The organism is Amycolatopsis tucumanensis (assembly GCF_021654135.1).
GTDB classification, from domain to species: Bacteria; Actinomycetota; Actinomycetes; order Mycobacteriales; family Pseudonocardiaceae; genus Amycolatopsis_E; species Amycolatopsis_E tucumanensis.
Window position 1 is genome coordinate 311,029 of sequence record NZ_JAKGSD010000001.1, and the last position, 16,166, is coordinate 327,194.

15 protein-coding genes are annotated in these 16,166 nt (G+C 72.8%); 8 read left to right on the top strand and 7 right to left on the bottom strand.

What is annotated here, in order from left to right; all coding sequences use genetic code 11:
* Positions 1-83: 83 nt before the first annotated feature.
* The 5 genes from L2C96_RS01610 to nrfD are packed head-to-tail and all read left to right on the top strand — an operon-like array spanning position 84 to position 6,627.
* Positions 84-998: a nitroreductase family protein gene (locus L2C96_RS01610; RefSeq protein ID WP_237334818.1), complete on the top strand. Its 915-nt coding sequence runs from the start codon at positions 84-86 to the stop codon at positions 996-998.
* A gap of 29 nt (positions 999-1,027) precedes the next feature.
* The gene (locus L2C96_RS01615) at positions 1,028-1,456 is read left to right on the top strand and encodes a DUF6098 family protein (RefSeq protein WP_020417988.1); all 429 of its coding nucleotides are present in this window, start codon (positions 1,028-1,030) and stop codon (positions 1,454-1,456) included.
* 58 nt (positions 1,457-1,514) lie between these two features.
* The gene (gene fdh / locus L2C96_RS01620; RefSeq protein ID WP_237334819.1) at positions 1,515-4,787 is read left to right on the top strand and encodes a formate dehydrogenase; all 3,273 of its coding nucleotides are present in this window, start codon (positions 1,515-1,517) and stop codon (positions 4,785-4,787) included.
* A complete protein-coding gene (locus L2C96_RS01625; protein WP_237334820.1) occupies positions 4,784-5,689 on the top strand; it encodes a 4Fe-4S dicluster domain-containing protein in 906 nt (301 codons plus the stop codon). The genes fdh and L2C96_RS01625 overlap by 4 nt, the downstream gene beginning before the upstream one ends.
* Positions 5,686-6,627, top strand: coding sequence for an NrfD/PsrC family molybdoenzyme membrane anchor subunit (gene nrfD / locus L2C96_RS01630; protein ID WP_237334821.1), 942 nt, complete (start codon positions 5,686-5,688; stop codon positions 6,625-6,627). The genes L2C96_RS01625 and nrfD overlap by 4 nt, the downstream gene beginning before the upstream one ends.
* Here nrfD and L2C96_RS01635 read toward each other — a convergent pair.
* The gene (locus L2C96_RS01635; RefSeq protein WP_020417983.1) at positions 6,605-7,426 is read right to left on the bottom strand and encodes an MBL fold metallo-hydrolase; all 822 of its coding nucleotides are present in this window, start codon (positions 7,424-7,426) and stop codon (positions 6,605-6,607) included. The two genes, nrfD and L2C96_RS01635, sit on opposite strands and share 23 nt — an antisense overlap.
* Positions 7,427-7,507: 81 nt before the next feature.
* On the opposite strand from L2C96_RS01635, the gene L2C96_RS01640 reads away from it, so the two are divergent.
* Positions 7,508-8,119, top strand: coding sequence for a hypothetical protein (locus L2C96_RS01640; RefSeq protein WP_237334822.1), 612 nt, complete (start codon positions 7,508-7,510; stop codon positions 8,117-8,119).
* 463 nt (positions 8,120-8,582) lie between these two features.
* Here L2C96_RS01640 and L2C96_RS01645 read toward each other — a convergent pair whose 3' ends face one another.
* The gene (locus L2C96_RS01645; protein WP_237334823.1) at positions 8,583-9,524 is read right to left on the bottom strand and encodes a globin domain-containing protein; all 942 of its coding nucleotides are present in this window, start codon (positions 9,522-9,524) and stop codon (positions 8,583-8,585) included.
* Positions 9,525-9,690: 166 nt separating this feature from the next.
* Positions 9,691-11,544: a glycoside hydrolase family 3 protein gene (locus tag L2C96_RS01650; protein WP_237334824.1), complete on the bottom strand. Its 1,854-nt coding sequence runs from the start codon at positions 11,542-11,544 to the stop codon at positions 9,691-9,693.
* Between the two features lie 132 nt (positions 11,545-11,676).
* Between L2C96_RS01650 and L2C96_RS01655 the strand changes: the two genes are divergently transcribed.
* Positions 11,677-12,201 carry a hypothetical protein gene (locus L2C96_RS01655; RefSeq protein ID WP_237334825.1) on the top strand — a complete coding sequence of 175 codons (525 nt, stop codon included), beginning with the start codon at positions 11,677-11,679 and terminating at the stop codon, positions 12,199-12,201.
* On the opposite strand, the gene L2C96_RS01660 is transcribed toward L2C96_RS01655, so the two are convergent.
* Positions 12,192-13,292, bottom strand: a complete 1,101-nt coding sequence (locus L2C96_RS01660; RefSeq protein ID WP_237335122.1) for a CaiB/BaiF CoA transferase family protein — start codon at positions 13,290-13,292, stop codon at positions 12,192-12,194. The genes L2C96_RS01655 and L2C96_RS01660 overlap by 10 nt on opposite strands.
* Positions 13,293-13,461: 169 nt before the next feature.
* On the opposite strand from L2C96_RS01660, the gene L2C96_RS01665 reads away from it, so the two are divergent.
* Positions 13,462-14,139, top strand: coding sequence for a hypothetical protein (locus tag L2C96_RS01665; RefSeq protein WP_157358525.1), 678 nt, complete (start codon positions 13,462-13,464; stop codon positions 14,137-14,139).
* A 425-nt stretch (positions 14,140-14,564) separates the two neighbouring features.
* On the opposite strand, the gene L2C96_RS01670 is transcribed toward L2C96_RS01665, so the two are convergent.
* From L2C96_RS01670 to L2C96_RS01680, 3 genes are read right to left on the bottom strand one after another with little or no spacing between them, the layout of a single operon-like run.
* Positions 14,565-14,963 (bottom strand): ChaB family protein, encoded by a 399-nt coding sequence (locus L2C96_RS01670; RefSeq protein WP_020417978.1) that lies wholly within the window; start codon positions 14,961-14,963, stop codon positions 14,565-14,567.
* Positions 14,964-15,021: 58 nt separating this feature from the next.
* A complete protein-coding gene (locus tag L2C96_RS01675; protein WP_020417977.1) occupies positions 15,022-15,294 on the bottom strand; it encodes a hypothetical protein in 273 nt (90 codons plus the stop codon).
* 9 nt (positions 15,295-15,303) lie between these two features.
* On the bottom strand, positions 15,304-16,149 hold the full coding sequence (locus L2C96_RS01680; RefSeq protein WP_237334826.1) for an SDR family oxidoreductase: 846 nt from the start codon (positions 16,147-16,149) through the stop codon (positions 15,304-15,306).
* Between the last annotated feature and the right edge of the window lie 17 nt (positions 16,150-16,166).

A 16,166-nucleotide genomic window follows, 5' to 3' on the forward strand; every position in this document is an offset into this window, starting at 1 on the left:
GTGAGGACACCGTGCCCTCGTGGGGGAGCCGCGCGGCGGTGAAGAGTGGAGCGATCCTGGACCCTTCGCGGCAGGGAGCCCAGATGTCGTTCGCCCAGGACCCGGTGCGGGTCGCACTCGACGCGGCGGTCCGCGCGCCGTCGCCGCACAACAGCCAGCCGTGGCGGTTCGAGGTGGACGGTGACCGGATCGGGGTGTTCCTCGACCCGGACCGGATTCTGAAGGTAGCCGACCCGGATGGCCGGGAGGCGCGACTGGCGTGCGGCGCGGCGGTGCTGAACGTGCGGCTGGCCTTGCGCGCCGCGGGCCGGACCCCGGTGGTGCACCTGCTGCCGCGGCGGGACGTGCCGGAGCACCTGGCGACGGTGTGGGCGCGGGGGCGGGTGACCCCGACGCCCGACGACGTGGCGCTGGCGCGGGCGATCGCCTACCGGCGGAGCAACCGGCGGGCGTTCACGGCGCGGGAGGTGCCGGTGTGGGTGCGGCAGGCGCTCGTGCGTGCGGCGACCGAGGAGGGCGCGCACCTGGCGGTCGTGGGGCGGTCCGGGCAGCTGGACGAGCTGGGGGTGCTGCTGCGGGAGGCCGAGCGGCTGCAGCGGGAGGACCTGGCGTTCCAGGACGAGCTGCGGCAGTGGACGGCGTCGGACGGGGCGCGGGACGACGGGGTGCCGGCGTCGGCGGCCGGGGCGGGTCCGGAGTGGCCGTTCGACCGCAAGCCGATGGTGGCGGTGTTGTCGTCGTACACCGACACGCGGCTGGCCCAGTTGCGGGCGGGGCAGGCGTTGCAGCGGGTGCTGCTGCGGGCGACGACGGCGGGGGTGAGCGTGTCGTTCCTGTCGCAGCCGGTGGAGATCCCGGCGTTGCGGGCGGCGGTGGCGCGGCTGGTGTCGGCGCCCGGGAATCCGCAGGTGGTGCTGCGGTTCGGGTACGGGTTCGCGGCGCCGGCGACGCGGCGCCGCCCGGCCGAGGCGGTGACGCGGTACACGGTGCACGGTTAAGCGGGGCCGTGGCGGGGCATGTGTGCGGCATGGCGGTCGAAGACTCGTTGCCCACCCTGCGCCGGCTGGCGGATCTGGCGGAGCTGCTGATCCCCGGTGCGGTCGTCTACGTGCGGTACTCGCCCGGTCCGGAGGCCGACGCGGAGCACCCGAGCACCGATCACGAGAGCGGGCTGGAGATGCCCGGGGTGTCGGTGAACCCGTTGAACGCGCCGGGCTGGTGGTCGTTGCCGGTGGAGGACTGGCTGGCGCGGCGGATCGTGCAGTACGCGCACCAGCAGGCGGAGGGGGCGCGGCCGTGGGTGCTGACCGGCAAGGAGGTCGACTTCGGGCCGGACAACGAGCCGCTGCTGGTGGACGTGGAGCCGATCGCGTGGATCTCCGAGGACCTGGTGCGCGAGGCGCACGAGCGGTACCACTCCCGGCTGGACGCGGGGCGCGCGACGCACGAAGATTGATCGCGTGGGTTTGTCCCGCCCGGCGGGCGGGAAAGCGGGACGTGCCGGGAGGTGAGCGATGGGCGTGGGTGACTGGTTGCGGTCGTGGCCGGTCTACCGGCAGCTGACCGGCGCCGACCGGCTGGGCCGGGGCAGCGCGGCGCAGTCCGCCCGGTCGCACTCCCTGATGCCGCGCACCGCGTCCGCGGACCGGGTGGTGCACTCGGTGTGCCCGTACTGCGCGGTGGGGTGCGCGCAGAAGGTGTACGTCTCCGGCGAGCGCGTCGTGCAGATCGAGGGCAACCCGGATTCGCCGATCTCGCGGGGCCGGTTGTGCCCGAAGGGGTCGGCGAGCAAGCAGCTGGTGACCGGCCCGCAGCGGCAGGAGAAGGTGCTCTACCGCGCGCCGTACGCGACGGAGTGGCAGGAGCTGGACCTGCCGTCGGCGATGGAGATGGTGGCCGAGCGGGTTTTGGACGCGCGGCGGCGGGGCTGGCAGGACACCGACGAGCACGGCAACCCGTTGCGGCGGACGATGGGGCTGGCGAGCCTGGGCGGCGCGACGCTGGACAACGAAGAGAACTTCCTGATCAAGAAGTTGTTCACGGCGCTGGGTGCGATCCAGATCGAGAACCAGGCCCGTATTTGACACTCCGCCACGGTTCCCGGTCTGGGAGCCTCCTTCGGTCGCGGTGGCGCGACGGACTACCAGCAGGACCTCGTCAACTCCGACTGCGTGATCATCATGGGCTCGAACATGGCCGAGGCCCATCCGGTCGGGTTCCAGTGGGTGGTGGAGGCCAAGGCGCGTGGCGCGAAGGTGTTCCACATCGACCCGCGGTTCACGCGGACGAGCGCGCTGGCCGACCGGCACGTGCCGTTGCGGGCGGGCTCGGACATCGCGTTCCTGGGCGGGGTGATCAACCACATCCTGTCCAACGGGCTGGAGTTCCGGGAGTACGTGCGGGCGTACACGAACGCGTCGTTCCTGGTGCGGGAGGACTTCCGGGACACCGAGGACCTGGACGGGCTGTTCAGCGGGTACGACCCGGAGACGGGGTCCTACGATCCGGCGAGCTGGCACTACGAGAGCGCACGGCCGCGCGAGGGCCGGGGCAGCCGGTCGAAGGAGCAGTCCTCGCCCTACCAGCACGGTTCGGGCGGGCCGCCGCTGGAGGGCGGGGCGGACGACATCGCCGCGGATCCGACGCTGGAGCACCCGCGGTGCGTGTTCCAGGTGCTCAAGCGGCACTTCGCGCGGTACACGCCGGAGATGGTGGAGCGGACCTGCGGCGTCCCTGCCGAGGTGTTCGAAGAGGTGTGCCGGGCCTGGACGGAGAATTCGGGGCGGGAGCGGACCGCGGCGCTGGTGTACAGCGTGGGCTGGACGCAGCATTCGATGGGCGCGCAGTACATCCGGGCGGGGTCGATCATCCAGTTGCTGCTGGGCAACATCGGCCGTCCGGGTGGCGGGGTGTTCGCGTTGCGCGGGCACGCCTCGATCCAGGGGTCGACGGACATCCCGACGTTGTTCAACCTGCTGCCCGGGTACCTGCCGATGCCGGACACCTCGCACGAGAGCATCGACGACTACCTGCACCTGGTGCGGGGTGACCGGCAGAAGGGGTTCTGGCGCAACGCCGACGCCTACCTGGTGTCGCTGCTGAAGGAGTACTGGGGCGACCACGCCACGGCGGACAACGACTGGTGCTTCGACTACCTGCCGCGGATCAACGGCGACCACGGCACCTACCGCACGGTCATGGACATGATCGACGGGAAGGTGTTCGGGTACTTCCTGCTGGGGCAGAACCCGGCGGTGGGGTCGGCGCACGGGCGGTTGCAGCGGCTGGGCATGGCGAACCTGGACTGGCTGGTGGTGCGGGACCTGGCGATGATCGAGAGCGCCACGTTCTGGAAGGACTCGCCGGAGGTGGAGACCGGGGAGATCGTGCCGGAGCAGTGCCGCACCGAGGTGTTCTTCTTCCCGGCGGCCTCGCACGTGGAGAAGTCCGGCACGTTCACCCAGACGCAGCGGATGCTGCAGTGGCGGGACAAGGCGGTCGAGCCGAGGGGCGACCAGCGCAGCGAGCTGTGGTTCTTCTACCACCTCGGCCGGCTCCTGAAGGAGAAGCTGGCGACCTCGGCCGACGAGCGGGACCGGCCGCTGCGGGAGCTGTGGTGGGACTACCGGATGGAGCACGGCGACGAGCCCTCCGGCGAGGACGTGCTGCGGCGGATCAACGGCGTCGACCTGACCACTGATCGCGCGCTGAACGGCTACCTGGAGCTCAAGGCCGACGGCAGCACGGCGTGCGGGTGCTGGATCTACAGCGGCGTGTACGCCGATGAGGTGAACCAGGCGGCGCGCCGCAAGCCGCACGACGAGCAGGGCCCGTATGAGTCGGAGTGGGGCTGGACGTGGCCGCTGAACCGGCGGGTGCTCTACAACCGGGCCTCGGCGGACCCGCAGGGCCGGCCGTGGAGCGAGCGCAAGAAGCTCGTGTGGTGGGACGCGGACAAGGGCGAGTGGACCGGGCACGACGTGCCGGACTTCGAGAAGACGAAGCCGCCGGACTTCCGGCCGGAGCCGGGCGCGTCGGGTCCGGACGCGCTGCACGGGGACGACCCGTTCATCATGCAGGCCGACGGCAAGGCGTGGCTGTTCGCGCCGAACGGGGTGCTGGACGGGCCGCTGCCCACGCACTACGAGCCGCACGAGTCGCCGGTGCGCAACCCGCTGTACGGGCAGCAGGGCAACCCGGCGCGCAAGGTGTACGGGCGGGTGGACAACCCGTCGAACCCGTCGCCGCCGGAGGCGCACGGTGAGGTGTTCCCGTTCGTGTTCACCGCGGCGCGGCTGACCGAGCACCACACCGCGGGCGGGATGAGCCGTCAGCTGCCGTACCTGGCGGAGTTGCAGCCGGCGTTGTTCGTGGAGGTCTCGCCGGAGCTGGCGGCCGAGCGCGGGCTGGCGCACCTGGACTGGGCGCACGTGGTGACGAGCCGGGCGGCGGTGGAAGCGCGGGTGTTCGTGACCGAGCGGATGCGGCCGCTGCGGATCGAGGACCGGGTGGTGCACCAGATCTGGATGCCCTACCACTGGGGGCACACCGGGCTGGTGGACGGCGACGTGGTCAACGACCTGCTGGGCGTGGTGGTGGATCCGAACGTGTTCATCCAGGAGAGCAAGGTGGCCACCTGCGACATCCGGCCGGGGCGGCGTCCGCGCGGCCCGGCGCTGCTGGCCTACCTGGAGGAGTACCGCACGCGGGCGGGGATCACCGTGGAGACCGGGACGCGGATCGCCACGGCGCGTCCGGACAGCGCCCACACGGAGGAGCGGTCATGAGCAACAGCTTCTACGGCCCGCTGGACGACGTGGCGGGCGATGCCGGCTATTCCGGGCACCCGCCGCGGATGGGGTTCTTCACCGACACCTCGGTGTGCATCGGCTGCAAGGCCTGCGAGGTGGCGTGCAAGGAGTGGAACGGGGTGCCCGACGACGGGTTCGACCTGCTGGGCATGTCGTTCGACAACACCGGGATGCTGGGCGCGAACTCGTGGCGGCACGTGGCGTTCGTGGAGCAGGAGCGGCCGGGTGCGGTGTCGCCGGAGCCGGTGGACCTGGGGCTGCCCTCGTTCGACCTGCCCGGGGCGGGCAGCGGCGCGGAGGCCCGCACGGATTTCCGGTGGCTGATGAGCTCGGACGTGTGCAAGCACTGCACGCACGCCGGGTGCCTGGACGTGTGCCCGACCGGGGCGCTGTTCCGCACCGAGTTCGGTTCGGTGGTGGTGCAGCCGGACATCTGCAACGGGTGCGGCTACTGCGTGTCCGGCTGCCCGTACGGGGTGATCGACCGGCGCGAGGACGACGGCAGGGCGTGGAAGTGCACGCTGTGCTACGACCGGTTGCGGGACGGGCTGGAGCCGGCGTGCGCGAAGGCGTGCCCGACCGATTCGATCCAGTTCGGGCAGCTGGACGAGCTGCGGGAGCGCGCGGCCCGGCGGGTGGACGCGCTGCACGAGGCCGGGGTGACCGAGGCGCGGCTGTACGGGGAGAGCCCGGACGACGGTGTGGGTGGCGACGGCGCGTTCTTCCTGTTGCTGGACGAGCCCGAGGTGTACGGTCTGCCGCCGGATCCGGTGGTGCCGACGCGGGACGCGGGGTCGATGTGGAAGTTCGCCGGCATGGCCGCGTCCGCGCTGGCGGCCGCCGCGGTGTCGGTGTTCTTCGGACGGGGCAGGGGATGAAGGAGCAGGTCGCGGTGCCCAAGGCCGAGTTCCGGTCCTACTACGGGCGGCCGGTGCTCAAGCCGCCGGTGTGGGAGTGGAAGATCCCGGCCTACCTGTTCACCGGCGGGTTGTCGGCCGGGTCGGCGATGCTCGGCGCGGGGGCGGACCTGACCGGCCGTCCGGTGCTGCGGCGGGCGAGCCGCGCCGGGGCGCTGGGCGCGCTGGTGGCGAGCATGTACCTGCTGGTGGCTGATCTGGGGCGGCCGGAGCGGTTCCTGCACATGCTGCGGGTGGCCAAGCCCAGTTCGCCGATGAGCGTGGGCACCTGGATCCTGGTCGCCTACGGGCCGGGCGCGGGGGTGGCCGGGGCGGCGGAGCTGGTGCCGCGGCGGTGGCGGGGCACATGGCCCGGCCGTCTGCTGGGCCGGCTGGCACGGCCTGCGGGGTTGTCGGCGGCGGCGATCGCGCCCGGGGTGGCCTCGTACACGGCGGTGCTGTTGTCGCAGACCGCGGTGCCCGCCTGGCATGCGGCGCACCGGCAGCTGCCGTTCGTGTTCACCGGGTCGGCCGCGGCCAGCGGCGCCGGGTGGGGCATGGTGTGGGCGCCGGTCGCCGAGGCGGGGCCGGCGCGACGGCTGGCGGTGCTCGGCGCGGCGGCGGAGCTGGTGGCGTCGAAGGTGGTCGACCAGCGCCTCGGGCTGGTTTCGCAGGCCTACACCACCGGCAAGGCGCACCGGCTGCGGAAGTGGTCGGAGTACCTGACGCTGGGCGGCGCGGCCGGTGCGCTGGCCGGGCGGCGCAGCCGGGCCGTGCAGGTGGTGTCCGGGCTGGCGCTGCTGGCCGGCAGCGCGTTGCAGCGGTTCGGGGTGTTCGAGGCCGGTGTGGAGTCCACGAAGGACCCGCGGTACGTGGTGGAGCCGCAGCGGGACGCGATCAACCGGGTGAGCGGGCGCTGAGCAGGTTCGCCAGCGAGAAGGACTCGCCGCGGGCGAGCAGTCGCACGTCGGTGGCCGGGTGGCGGCGCGCGGCCTCGGCGAGGAAGTTCGACACCGGCGAGGTGAACTTGCCGTAGTCGTCGAAGTGCACCGGCACCACGTGGGTGGGGTTCATCAGCTCCAGCATCCGGCCGCCCTGCCGGTCGTCCATGGTGACCAGCACGCCGAGGACGCGGGTGCCGCCCAGGTGCAGCACGGCCAGGTCGATTTCGGGGTAGCGGCGGCGGATCCCGGTCAGCTCGTCGTGGATGATCGTGTCGCCGCTGACGTAGATCCGCAGCGTGGCCGCGCCGGGGTGCGGGGTGTACTCCCAGATGCTGCCCATGACCGGCGGCAGGATCCGGTTCAGCGGGCCGCGCGAGTGGCGTGCGGGGACGGCGGTGACGGTGAGCTGGGCGTCGCCGTCGCGGAAGGTGTCGCCGCCCCAGGTGGGCAGGGCGACAGTGGCCTGGAAGCCGCGTTTGGCCAGCCTGCGGGCGGCGTGCTCGGTGGTCAGGATCGGCACGTCGGCGGGCAGGTCCCGGCGGGCGACCCGGTCGAAGTGGTCGCCGTGGAGGTGGGACAGCACGACACCGTCCAGCGGGGGCAGGTCGGCGACCTGCGCGGCCGGTTCGGTGCGGCGCCGGGACACCAGGCCCTGCCCGAAGTGGGACCACTGGCCGCGGTGCAGGAAGTTCGGGTCGGTCAGCACCGTGAACGGCCCCAGCCGCACCAGGGTGGTGGCGGTGCCGATGAAGGTGAGCGAGTCGGCGGGGAACATCAACGGCCCTTCCGGTCGGTGTCCGGTACGGCTACCCACCGCGGGGCGGATGATTCGCGCGCGGCTGGGTAGCCGCCCGGTATGGCACCTCCCGTCGTGCGACCCGTGTTCGGCGCGCTGGCCCGGCTGCGGCACGCGCGCGTGTTCCACCCGCGCGGTGTCCTGCTGCGCGGCACCCTGGAGACCCTGACCCCCGGCGAGCTGCCGCTGCCACCCAGCGGGCCGGTGGTGGCGCGACTGTCCAAAGGGGCCGGTCTGCCCGGCGGGATGCCCGACATCCTCGGGCTGGCGCTGCGCATCCCGACCGACGACGGGCCGTGGGACCTGACCCTGGCCAGCGCGAGCGCGCGGGTGCTGCTGAGGCCGGCGACGGGGTGGCGGCGGACGATGTTCAGCAGTCTCGTGCCCTACCGGGTGGCCGCCGGGCTGCGGTGGATCCTCGCCGAGGTGGACGGCCCGGACGGCGCCGCGCTCGACAACGTGGACGCGGTGACGGTCACCTGCTCGGCGGCGAAGCTCACCGGCCCGGCCACCCCGGTCGCGCGGATCGCACTGGACACCCCCCTCGGCGACGGCGAGCGCCCCAGCTTCGACCCGATGCTGCACAGCCCACCCGGCGCGCGGCTCTACCCGGAGTGGCTGTCCCGCCTGCGGGAGCCCGCCTACCAGGGCAGCCGCGCCGGCCGCCGCTGATCCTTGCTCCGCAGAACGCTTCGCCACTCGACGAGCCCTGCCCAGGTGCCGCGACCGCGCCGCGCCCATGGTTCCGGCGCGCCAGGATCGACCGGATCCCCGCGTGCTCTTCCCGGGATCAGCCGGTTTCCCGCATGCGGAACGCGGCCTCGGCGACCCGCAGCGGCATGCCGAGCGCGTGGCCACCGCTAGGCGGTGCTCCGCACGCCGCTCAACGGACTCCGCTGTGGCGCTGCGACCGCGTTGCGCCGGGCAGCGCGCCCGATGTTGCGGCGCGCGAGGATCAGCCGGGTTTCCGCACGCGGAAGGCGGCTTCGCGGCCCGCAGCGGCATCCTGAGCGCACGGCCACCGCCAGGCGGTTCTTCGCTGGTCGCTCTGCCACTCAACGGACCCCGGCCTGGCCGCACTCGTGTCGCGTCGGGCGTCGCGCCTTGGCGTTCCGACGCTGTCTCCTGTCCAGGATCAGCCGGTTTCCCGCATGCGGAACGCGGCCTCGGCGACCCGCAGCGGCATGCCGAGCGCGTGGCTGTAGGTGCGCGTCCACGCCAGGCGACGCTCCATCTCCTCGCCCTGCACCGTGCACCGCGAGCCCATCGCCGCCCGGTAGGCCTCGCCGGCGGCGTGCGCGGCGGCTTCGGCCTGGCGGTGCGCCTGCGCGGCCAGCCGCCGTCGCCGGGTCTCGGCGCTCGTCAGGATCTCCTCGGCCAGCAGCTGCGCCCGCGTCAGCAACGCGACCGCCTGCTCGTCCACCGTCGGCACGCCGTCGGACGCGTCGCGGGCCCGCAGCCGCGCGACCTCCGCGCGCAGGCGCGCCGCCTCGCGGTCGCGGGTGGCCAGCTCGTCGGCCAGCCGCCGCTGGAAGTCGTGCACGTCGCCGCGGTCGAAACCCCGCCGGTGCCAGGGCGCGCGCCGGAACGGGCGGGCCCGCACGCGGTCCGCGGTCAGCCCGTGCTGCGGACCGGTTCCGGTGTCCGGCGGCGGGAGCAGCACGGTCTGCCGTCCCCGGCCGCGCACCTCGGCGTTGGTCATCACCTCGGCGACGACCGCGTAGGCGCTGGTCCAGTCCGCGGCCAGCTCCGGCGTCCACCGCTCGCCGAGGAAGTGCTCGAGCGTGGCCAGCAGCGCCTGCCCGACCAGCGGGTAGTGCTCCGGGCGCACCCCGGCCTCGCGGTGCGCCCGGCCCAGCCCGCGCAGGTAGGGGACCGCGGCGTCAAGGTCGTCCACGTGGGTGACGATCTGCCCGAGCCCGAAGACGAAGCGCTTTCGCTGCGACGCGAGCGACACCGGGAACAGGTCCCGCAGTGACGGGCGGAGCAGGAACAGCGTGGCGTAGAACCAGAGCGGGACCTCGTCACCGCGCTCGGCGACGGTGGTCCAGCTCGCCCGTAGCCGGGGGATGTCCACGGCGGTTAGCGCGCCTCTCCGGCGATGACCGGGCGGCCCCGGTCGGTGCAGGCCATTTCGCGCTGGTCCTTCCCTTGACGAATGGCAGGAGCCTAGGACCGGCCATTCGCCAAGGGAAGGGTTTCCAGCAGTGGAAAATAGGTTTCAGGAATCGTGGCGGAACCGGTCAGCCCCGGCGGTAGCGCAGCCCGTACCCGTAGGGGAACAGCGGGTCCTGCCCGTCGCCGACGTTGATCGGCTGCTGCGCGGCGCTGCGCATCCACGTCACCGGCAGCTTCCCGGTCGGGTTGTAGTCGCCGAACAGCACGTCGGCGACGCCGCCGCCTTCGGTGCCCGGCAGCCACGACGCCAGCAGCGCGTCCCAGCCGGGCAGTTCCGCGGCGATGTCCAGCGGACGGCCGGACACCAGCACGACCACCACCGGCACCCCGGAATCCTTGAGCCGCTGCAGGGTCGCCAGGTCCTCCGCGTCCAGACCCATGCCCGCCGGCCGGTCGCCCATGAACTCCGCGTACGGCGTCTCGCCGACCACCGCGACCGCGACGTCGTAGCTGCCGTCGATGCCGACGCCGTCCCGGTTGTAGGTGACCGCGCTGGAACGCGCCTTGTCGCGGATCCCTTGCAGGATCGTGGTTCCCGGCGTGATCGGCCCGCTCGAGCCCTGCCAGGTGATCGTCCAGCCGCCGCTCTGGTTGCCGATGTCGTCGGCGTTCTTGCCCGCTACGAAGATCTTCTGCCCGTTCTTGCCGAGCGGCAGCACGCCGCCGTCGTTCTTGAGCAGCACCTGCGACTCGCGCACCGCCTGCCGCGCCAGCGCCCGGTGTCCGGCGCTGCCCACGGTCGAGGTGTAGCGCCGGTCGGTGAAGGGCCGCTCGAACAGCCCGAGCTGGAACTTCTTGGTCAGGATGCGGCGGTTGGCGTCGTCGATGCGGCTCATCGGCACCCGGCCCGCCTGCACCTCGGCCCGCAGCGTGTCGATGAACTTCACGTAGTCGTAGGGCACCATCACCATGTCCACGCCCGCGTTGATCGAGGCCCGGACCTCCTCGGCGGTGAAGCCCTCCTGGCCGTCGATCTTGTCGATGCCCTGCCAGTCGGACACGACGAACCCGGAGAAGCCCAGCTCGCCCTTCAGCACATCGGTGATCAGGTAGCGGTTGGCGTGCATCTTCACGCCGTTCCAGCTGCTGAAGGAGATCATCACCGACCCGACCCCGCGCTGGACCGCGGCGCGGAACGGCGCCAGGTGGATGGCCCGCAACTGCTGCTCGGTGAGCTCGGTGTCGCCCTGGTCCACACCACCGGTCGTGCCGCCGTCGCCGACGTAGTGCTTGGCCGTGGCCAGGACCGATCCCTTGTCGGACAACGACCTGCCCTGCAGGCCGTCGATGATCGTGGTCATCGACGAGGCCAGTTCCGGGGTCTCGCCGAAGGACTCGTAGGTGCGGCCCCAGCGGTCGTTGCGGGCCACGCACAGGCACGGCGCGAAGTCCCAGTCCACGCCGGTGCCCGACACCTCTTCGGCCACGGCGTCGCCGATGCGGCCCACCAGCTTCGGGTCGCGGGTCGCGCCCAGTCCGATGTTGTGCGGGAAGATCGTCGCGCCGTAGACGTTGTTGTGGCCGTGCACCGCGTCCACGCCGTAGATGATCGGGATGCGCAGGGGAGAGGTCAGCGCGGCGCGCTGGAACCCGTCGTACATGTCGGCCCAGGACTGGGCGGTGTTCGGCGTGGGCACCGAGCCGCCGCCAGACAGCAGCGACCCGAGCCGGTGGGTCGCGATGTCGGCGGGGTCGGTGATGGCGCCGCGCTCGGCCTGGGTCATCTGGCCGAGCTTGTCGTCCAGGCTCATGCGGGACAGCAGGTCGGCCACCCGCACCGGGACCGGTTTGCCCGCGTCGAGGTAGGCGGGGCGGTGCTGGACGGGCGCCGCCGACACCGTGGTCGCGCCGGAGACGAGCGCGACGGTGGCGGCGAGCGCGGCGAAGAGGGTTTTCCGGCGAACAGATCGGGGTCTCATCCGTGGTCCTCCTTGACGCATCGGATTTGTTGCCGTGGGCAACTTAAGGGCCCTGCTGTAACCTAGCCCACACTTCCGGGACAGGTCCAGACCTCTGTTCGGCCTACGACTTCCGTCGGTAGGTTGGGTTGCATGGCAAGGCCGAACAGCACCGTCGTCGTGCTCGCCGGGGCAGGCGCGGACAAGGTCATGGCCGGGCTCGACGGGCTGGCCAACGTGCACGTGGCGGCGTCGGCGGACGCGGCCGCCCTGGTGTCGCACGCCGCGTACGTGGTGCACGACCGGGACCCGCTCGCCGGGGTCGCGCAGGCGTGGGCCGGGTTCTTCGACCGGCAGGCTCCCGCCGGCGCACTGGAGGTCGCGATCGAAAGCGCGGTCGCCGACCTCCGCCGCGGCGTCACGCTGCTGCCCGACTACTACGTCGTGCTCGACCCGGAATCCCTGCCGCCCACGGGGAAGCACTGGTGGCTGGGCGTGCTCGCGGGCGCCGCGCCCAGCCGGGTCGTCCCGGCCGCGCCGACGGCGTCCGCGGTGCGGGAAGCGCTCTCCCGGCTGCCGTCGGGCCGGTGGTGGCCCGACGACGTGGAGACCTGGCTACGCGACCTGGTCCGCGTGGTGCCGGACCAGGTCGGCCTGCCCCGGCCCGCTCAGGCCTGAAGACCCCAGTCGCGGATCACGGCTTCGGTGTCCGCGCCCGGCGTGGGCGGCGCCGACGGCTCGCCGCTGGGCGTCCGGGAGAACCGCGGCGCGGGCGCGGCCTGGGTCGCGCCGTTGATGTCCCGCACGGAGCCGCGCGCGCTCAGGTGCTCGTTCTCCGCCGCCTCGGCGAAGGACAGCACCGGTGTCACACACGCGTCCGTCTCGGCGAACACCGCCGTCCACTCGTCGCGGGTGCGGGAGGCGATGACCTCGGTGAACCGCTCCCGCAGCTTCAGCCACCCGGAGCGGTCGCCCTGCGCGGGCAGGTCCTCACCGTCCAGGCCGAGGCCCTTGAGCAGCTCGGCGTAGAACTGCGACTCCAGCGCCCCCACCGCGATGTACCCGCCGTCGGCGCACCGGTAGGTGTCGTAGAACGGGCAGCCGGTGTCCAGCAGGTTCGTGCCCGGCTCGTCGGCCCACGCGCCCTGCGCCCGCAGCGCCCACACCATCTGCAGCAGCACGCTCGCGCCGTCGACCATCGCCGCGTCCACCACCTGGCCCCGACCGGAACTGGCGCGCTCCACCAGGGCCGCCAGCACCCCGGTGACCAGGAACATCGAGCCGCCGCCGAAGTCGCCGACCAGGTTCAGCGCCGGGATCGGCTTGCCGCCGGTGTCGCGGACCGCGTGCAGCGCGCCGGTCAGGGAGATGTAGTTGATGTCGTGCCCGGCCCGCTTCGCCATCGGGCCGTCCTGGCCCCAGCCGGTCATCCGGCCGTAGACCAGGCGCGGGTTGCGGGCGAAGCAGTCCTGCGGGCCGACACCGAGCCGCTCGGCCACGCCCGGCCGGAAACCCTCCAGCAGCACGTCCGCCTTCTCGACCAGCTGCTCCACCAGCCGCTTGCCCTCGGGGGTCTTCAGATCGGCGGCGATCGAGCGGCGGCCGCGCAGCACGTGGTCCCGCGCCTCCGGCGGCAGCACCTGCAGGCCACCCGATGGCCGCTCGACGCGCACCACGTCCGCGCCCAGGTCGGCGAGGACCATCGCCGCGTGCGGTCCAGGGCCGATGCCCGCCAGTTCCAGCACCTTGATCCCCGCCAGCGGCCCCATCGGCACTGCTCCCCACTCGTCGTCGTGCAAGTGCCCCGGATTGTGCCAGGCGCGGGCGCGCGGCGGATGTGGCGCATTCCACCGCACTACACGGACCGCTCACGAAACCAGGCGCATCATGGAGTCAGGGCGCTCGCGCCGGGGCGCCGCCGTGGTGAGGGAGCTGCCGATGCCCTACCAAGACCTGGGAGCGTTCATCTGGCCCATCATGGTGCTGATCTGGGTGCTGGCCGCCTCCTACTCGCGCGCCGCGATGCACCACCGCTGGCAGACCCGCGCCCACCCCGCACCCGCCCGTCCACCCGGACGGTCCATCGACGCCCCCGACGCGGCCGCGTCGCTGCGCGTGCTGTGGGACGCCGCGCGCGAGCGGTACGCCCGGATCGCGGGGGAGTACGGCGACTACGAGTCCGACCCCAAGCAGGTGCTGCGCCGGCCCGCGCTGGCCGACCCGGCGGTGCCCTCGACCAGCCGGTTCATCGACGCCTTCCACGAGGCGATGGCCCTGCACACCGAGACCTACCCGCCCACCGACCTGGCCCGCAAGTACGTGGAGGCCACCGAAACCGCCGAAAAGGCCTGGACAGCGGCCTGCGAGGCGGCCGACAAGCTGCGCGCCTCCCGGTTCACCACCGACGAGCGGGCGCTGATCAACCAGGGCATCAAACTGCTCGAACTCGCCGAGGGCGCGGCCACCCCCGCGGAGCAGGAAGCCGCCTTCGCCGCCGCGCGGCAGGTGCTCGCCAAGCTCGAACGCAGCGCAGGCACCCGCCTCGACTGGCGCGTGCCGCGCCCCGCGCGCCAGACCATCGACCGGCTCGGCAGGCCGCCCCTGCCCCCGGCATGAATGTGGCCCGGCCCGACGAGAACCCCGGCCGCGCACGAGGCTGCCGCCCTCGCTGAGGGCCACGCCCGGCTCCGCCCGCGAAGCACCCCCGGCCGGTCGGCGGGGCTTCCGGTCCAGCAGGGTCGGATGACGGAAGGTCACGGCGCGAGGCGCGCCCAGCGAGGTCCGCTCGGCAGGCCCCCGGCGTGAAGGAGGGCAAGTCCCGCTGTCGCCCCGGCGGCTGCAGGTCCACAACCCCGGCGTGAGAGGGGCGCGGCGCGCCGGAAGCGGTTCAGCGGGCACGACCCGGCGGCATCTCGCCGAGCTCGGCCCGCCACGCGCGGCTCCACGGAGGGCGAGCCGCCGCTGCAGGCGGCCGCCGGTCCACCACCCCGGACATGACGAAGGGCCCGGCGCGCGCCGGGCCCTCCACCAACCAGTACCTGCTACCGGCGAGCCTTCGCGGTCTCCCTGTTGTTGGCCTTCTCGATCGCCTTGACCAGCTCGTTCTTGTTCATCGACGAGCGGCCCTTGATGTCCAGCTTCTTGGCCACGTCGTACAGGTGCTGCTTGCTGGCCGAGGCGTCCACACCACCGGCGGTCTTGGTCGCCTTGCGCCCCGCGCCCCGGGCGGCCTGCTTGTCCGACGGGCCCTTGCGGCCCTTCTCCTCCCAGTGGTCGCCGACCTTCTCGAACGAGTGCTTCAGCGACGCGTACGCCGTCTGGTGCGCGCGCCGCCCCTCGCCGTAGGTCTCCACCGCCGAGTCGTGGGTCTTCACCCACGTGTCCTGCGCCTTCTTCGACGACCGCTTCAGCGTGCTGGGCAGGGCTTCACGTCCAGGCATCGGAGCACCTCCTGTCGCCTCTCGTGCCTGCCCCACGGCTTCCCGGTACGGCCGTACGTCAAACTTCGCCGTCCTCGACCCGCATCGCCTGCTGCTCGGCGCCCCCGGCGGGCCGCTGACGGCCCCGGTCCTCACCGATCTCGGTGCCCTCGGCGTCGACCAGCTCGTTGGACCGGTCCGGCGCCGACACCTGCCCGGCCGCGGCCTCGGAGTCCGGCTCGACCGCCCGGTCCGGGTCGCGCACCCGCCAGCTCACCGGGTCCTCCAGCGGCTTCGGCTCGGCGTCCAGCTCCAGGTTCTCCTGCTGCTCCGACGCTGGCTCCTGCGGCATGTTCCCTCCTCAGCCCGGCATCGTCTCGCCGCCGAGCGCGGCGAGCACCTCACCGGTGTAGTACGACGACAACTGGTTCGACGCGAAGAACACGAACGACGGCGCCAGCTCGTCCGGCTGCGCCGCCCGCCCCATCGGCACCTGCTGCCCGAACTTCTCCACGTGCTCCGGCGACATCGTCGCCGGGATCAGCGGTGTCCACACCGGACCCGGCGCGACCGCGTTGATCCGCACGCCCCGGTCGGCCAGCGCCTGCGCCATCGCGTAGGTCCACGCGATCACCGCGCCCTTGGTGGCCGAGTAGTCGATCAGGGACTTGTTGCCGCGCAACCCGTTCACCGACGCGGTGTTCACGATCGACGAGCCCTCGCCCAGGTGCGGCAGCGCCGCGTGCGTCACCCGGAAGTAGCTGTGGATGTTCACGTCGAACGTGCGCGTCCACTGCTCGTCGGTCAGGTCCTCGGGGGAGTCCAGCTCCTGCTGCGTGGCCACGTTGTTGACCAGGACCTCCAGCCCGCCGAACTCCCGCACCGTCTCGTCCACGACCTTGCGGCACTGCTCGCGCGAGCCGAGGTCGCCGGGCAGCAGCAGGCAGCGGCGGCACTCCTTGCGCACCAGTTCCGCGGTCTCCTCCGCGTCGTCGTGCTCGTCCAGGTAGGCGATCGCCACGTCGGCGCCCTCCTTGGCGAACGCGATCGCGACCGCGCGCCCGATGCCGGAGTCACCGCCGGTCACCAGCGCCCGCTTGTCCCGCAGCAACCCGCGCCCGGTGTAGTCCGCCATCCGGTCCCGCGGCCGCGGCTCCATCTCGTCCGTCACGCCGGGCGGTTCCTGTTGCTGACGTGGCTGTCCCATGCGCACACTCCTTCCTC

Excerpts from the sequence above, each read along its gene's own strand:
- L2C96_RS01610 (WP_237334818.1), top strand. The coding sequence starts at position 84 with ATGTCGTTCGCCCAGGACCCGGTGCGGGTCGCACTCGACGCGGCGGTC.
- L2C96_RS01615 (WP_020417988.1), top strand. The coding sequence starts at position 1,028 with ATGGCGGTCGAAGACTCGTTGCCCACCCTGCGCCGGCTGGCGGATCTG.
- L2C96_RS01625 (WP_237334820.1), top strand. The coding sequence starts at position 4,784 with ATGAGCAACAGCTTCTACGGCCCGCTGGACGACGTGGCGGGCGATGCC.
- nrfD (WP_237334821.1), top strand. The coding sequence starts at position 5,686 with ATGAAGGAGCAGGTCGCGGTGCCCAAGGCCGAGTTCCGGTCCTACTAC.
- L2C96_RS01635 (WP_020417983.1), bottom strand. The coding sequence starts at position 7,426 with ATGTTCCCCGCCGACTCGCTCACCTTCATCGGCACCGCCACCACCCTG.
- L2C96_RS01640 (WP_237334822.1), top strand. The coding sequence starts at position 7,508 with ATGGCACCTCCCGTCGTGCGACCCGTGTTCGGCGCGCTGGCCCGGCTG.
- L2C96_RS01650 (WP_237334824.1), bottom strand. The coding sequence starts at position 11,544 with ATGAGACCCCGATCTGTTCGCCGGAAAACCCTCTTCGCCGCGCTCGCC.
- L2C96_RS01655 (WP_237334825.1), top strand. The coding sequence starts at position 11,677 with ATGGCAAGGCCGAACAGCACCGTCGTCGTGCTCGCCGGGGCAGGCGCG.
- L2C96_RS01660 (WP_237335122.1), bottom strand. The coding sequence starts at position 13,292 with ATGGGGCCGCTGGCGGGGATCAAGGTGCTGGAACTGGCGGGCATCGGC.
- L2C96_RS01665 (WP_157358525.1), top strand. The coding sequence starts at position 13,462 with ATGCCCTACCAAGACCTGGGAGCGTTCATCTGGCCCATCATGGTGCTG.
- L2C96_RS01670 (WP_020417978.1), bottom strand. The coding sequence starts at position 14,963 with ATGCCTGGACGTGAAGCCCTGCCCAGCACGCTGAAGCGGTCGTCGAAG.
- L2C96_RS01675 (WP_020417977.1), bottom strand. The coding sequence starts at position 15,294 with ATGCCGCAGGAGCCAGCGTCGGAGCAGCAGGAGAACCTGGAGCTGGAC.
- L2C96_RS01680 (WP_237334826.1), bottom strand. The coding sequence starts at position 16,149 with ATGGGACAGCCACGTCAGCAACAGGAACCGCCCGGCGTGACGGACGAG.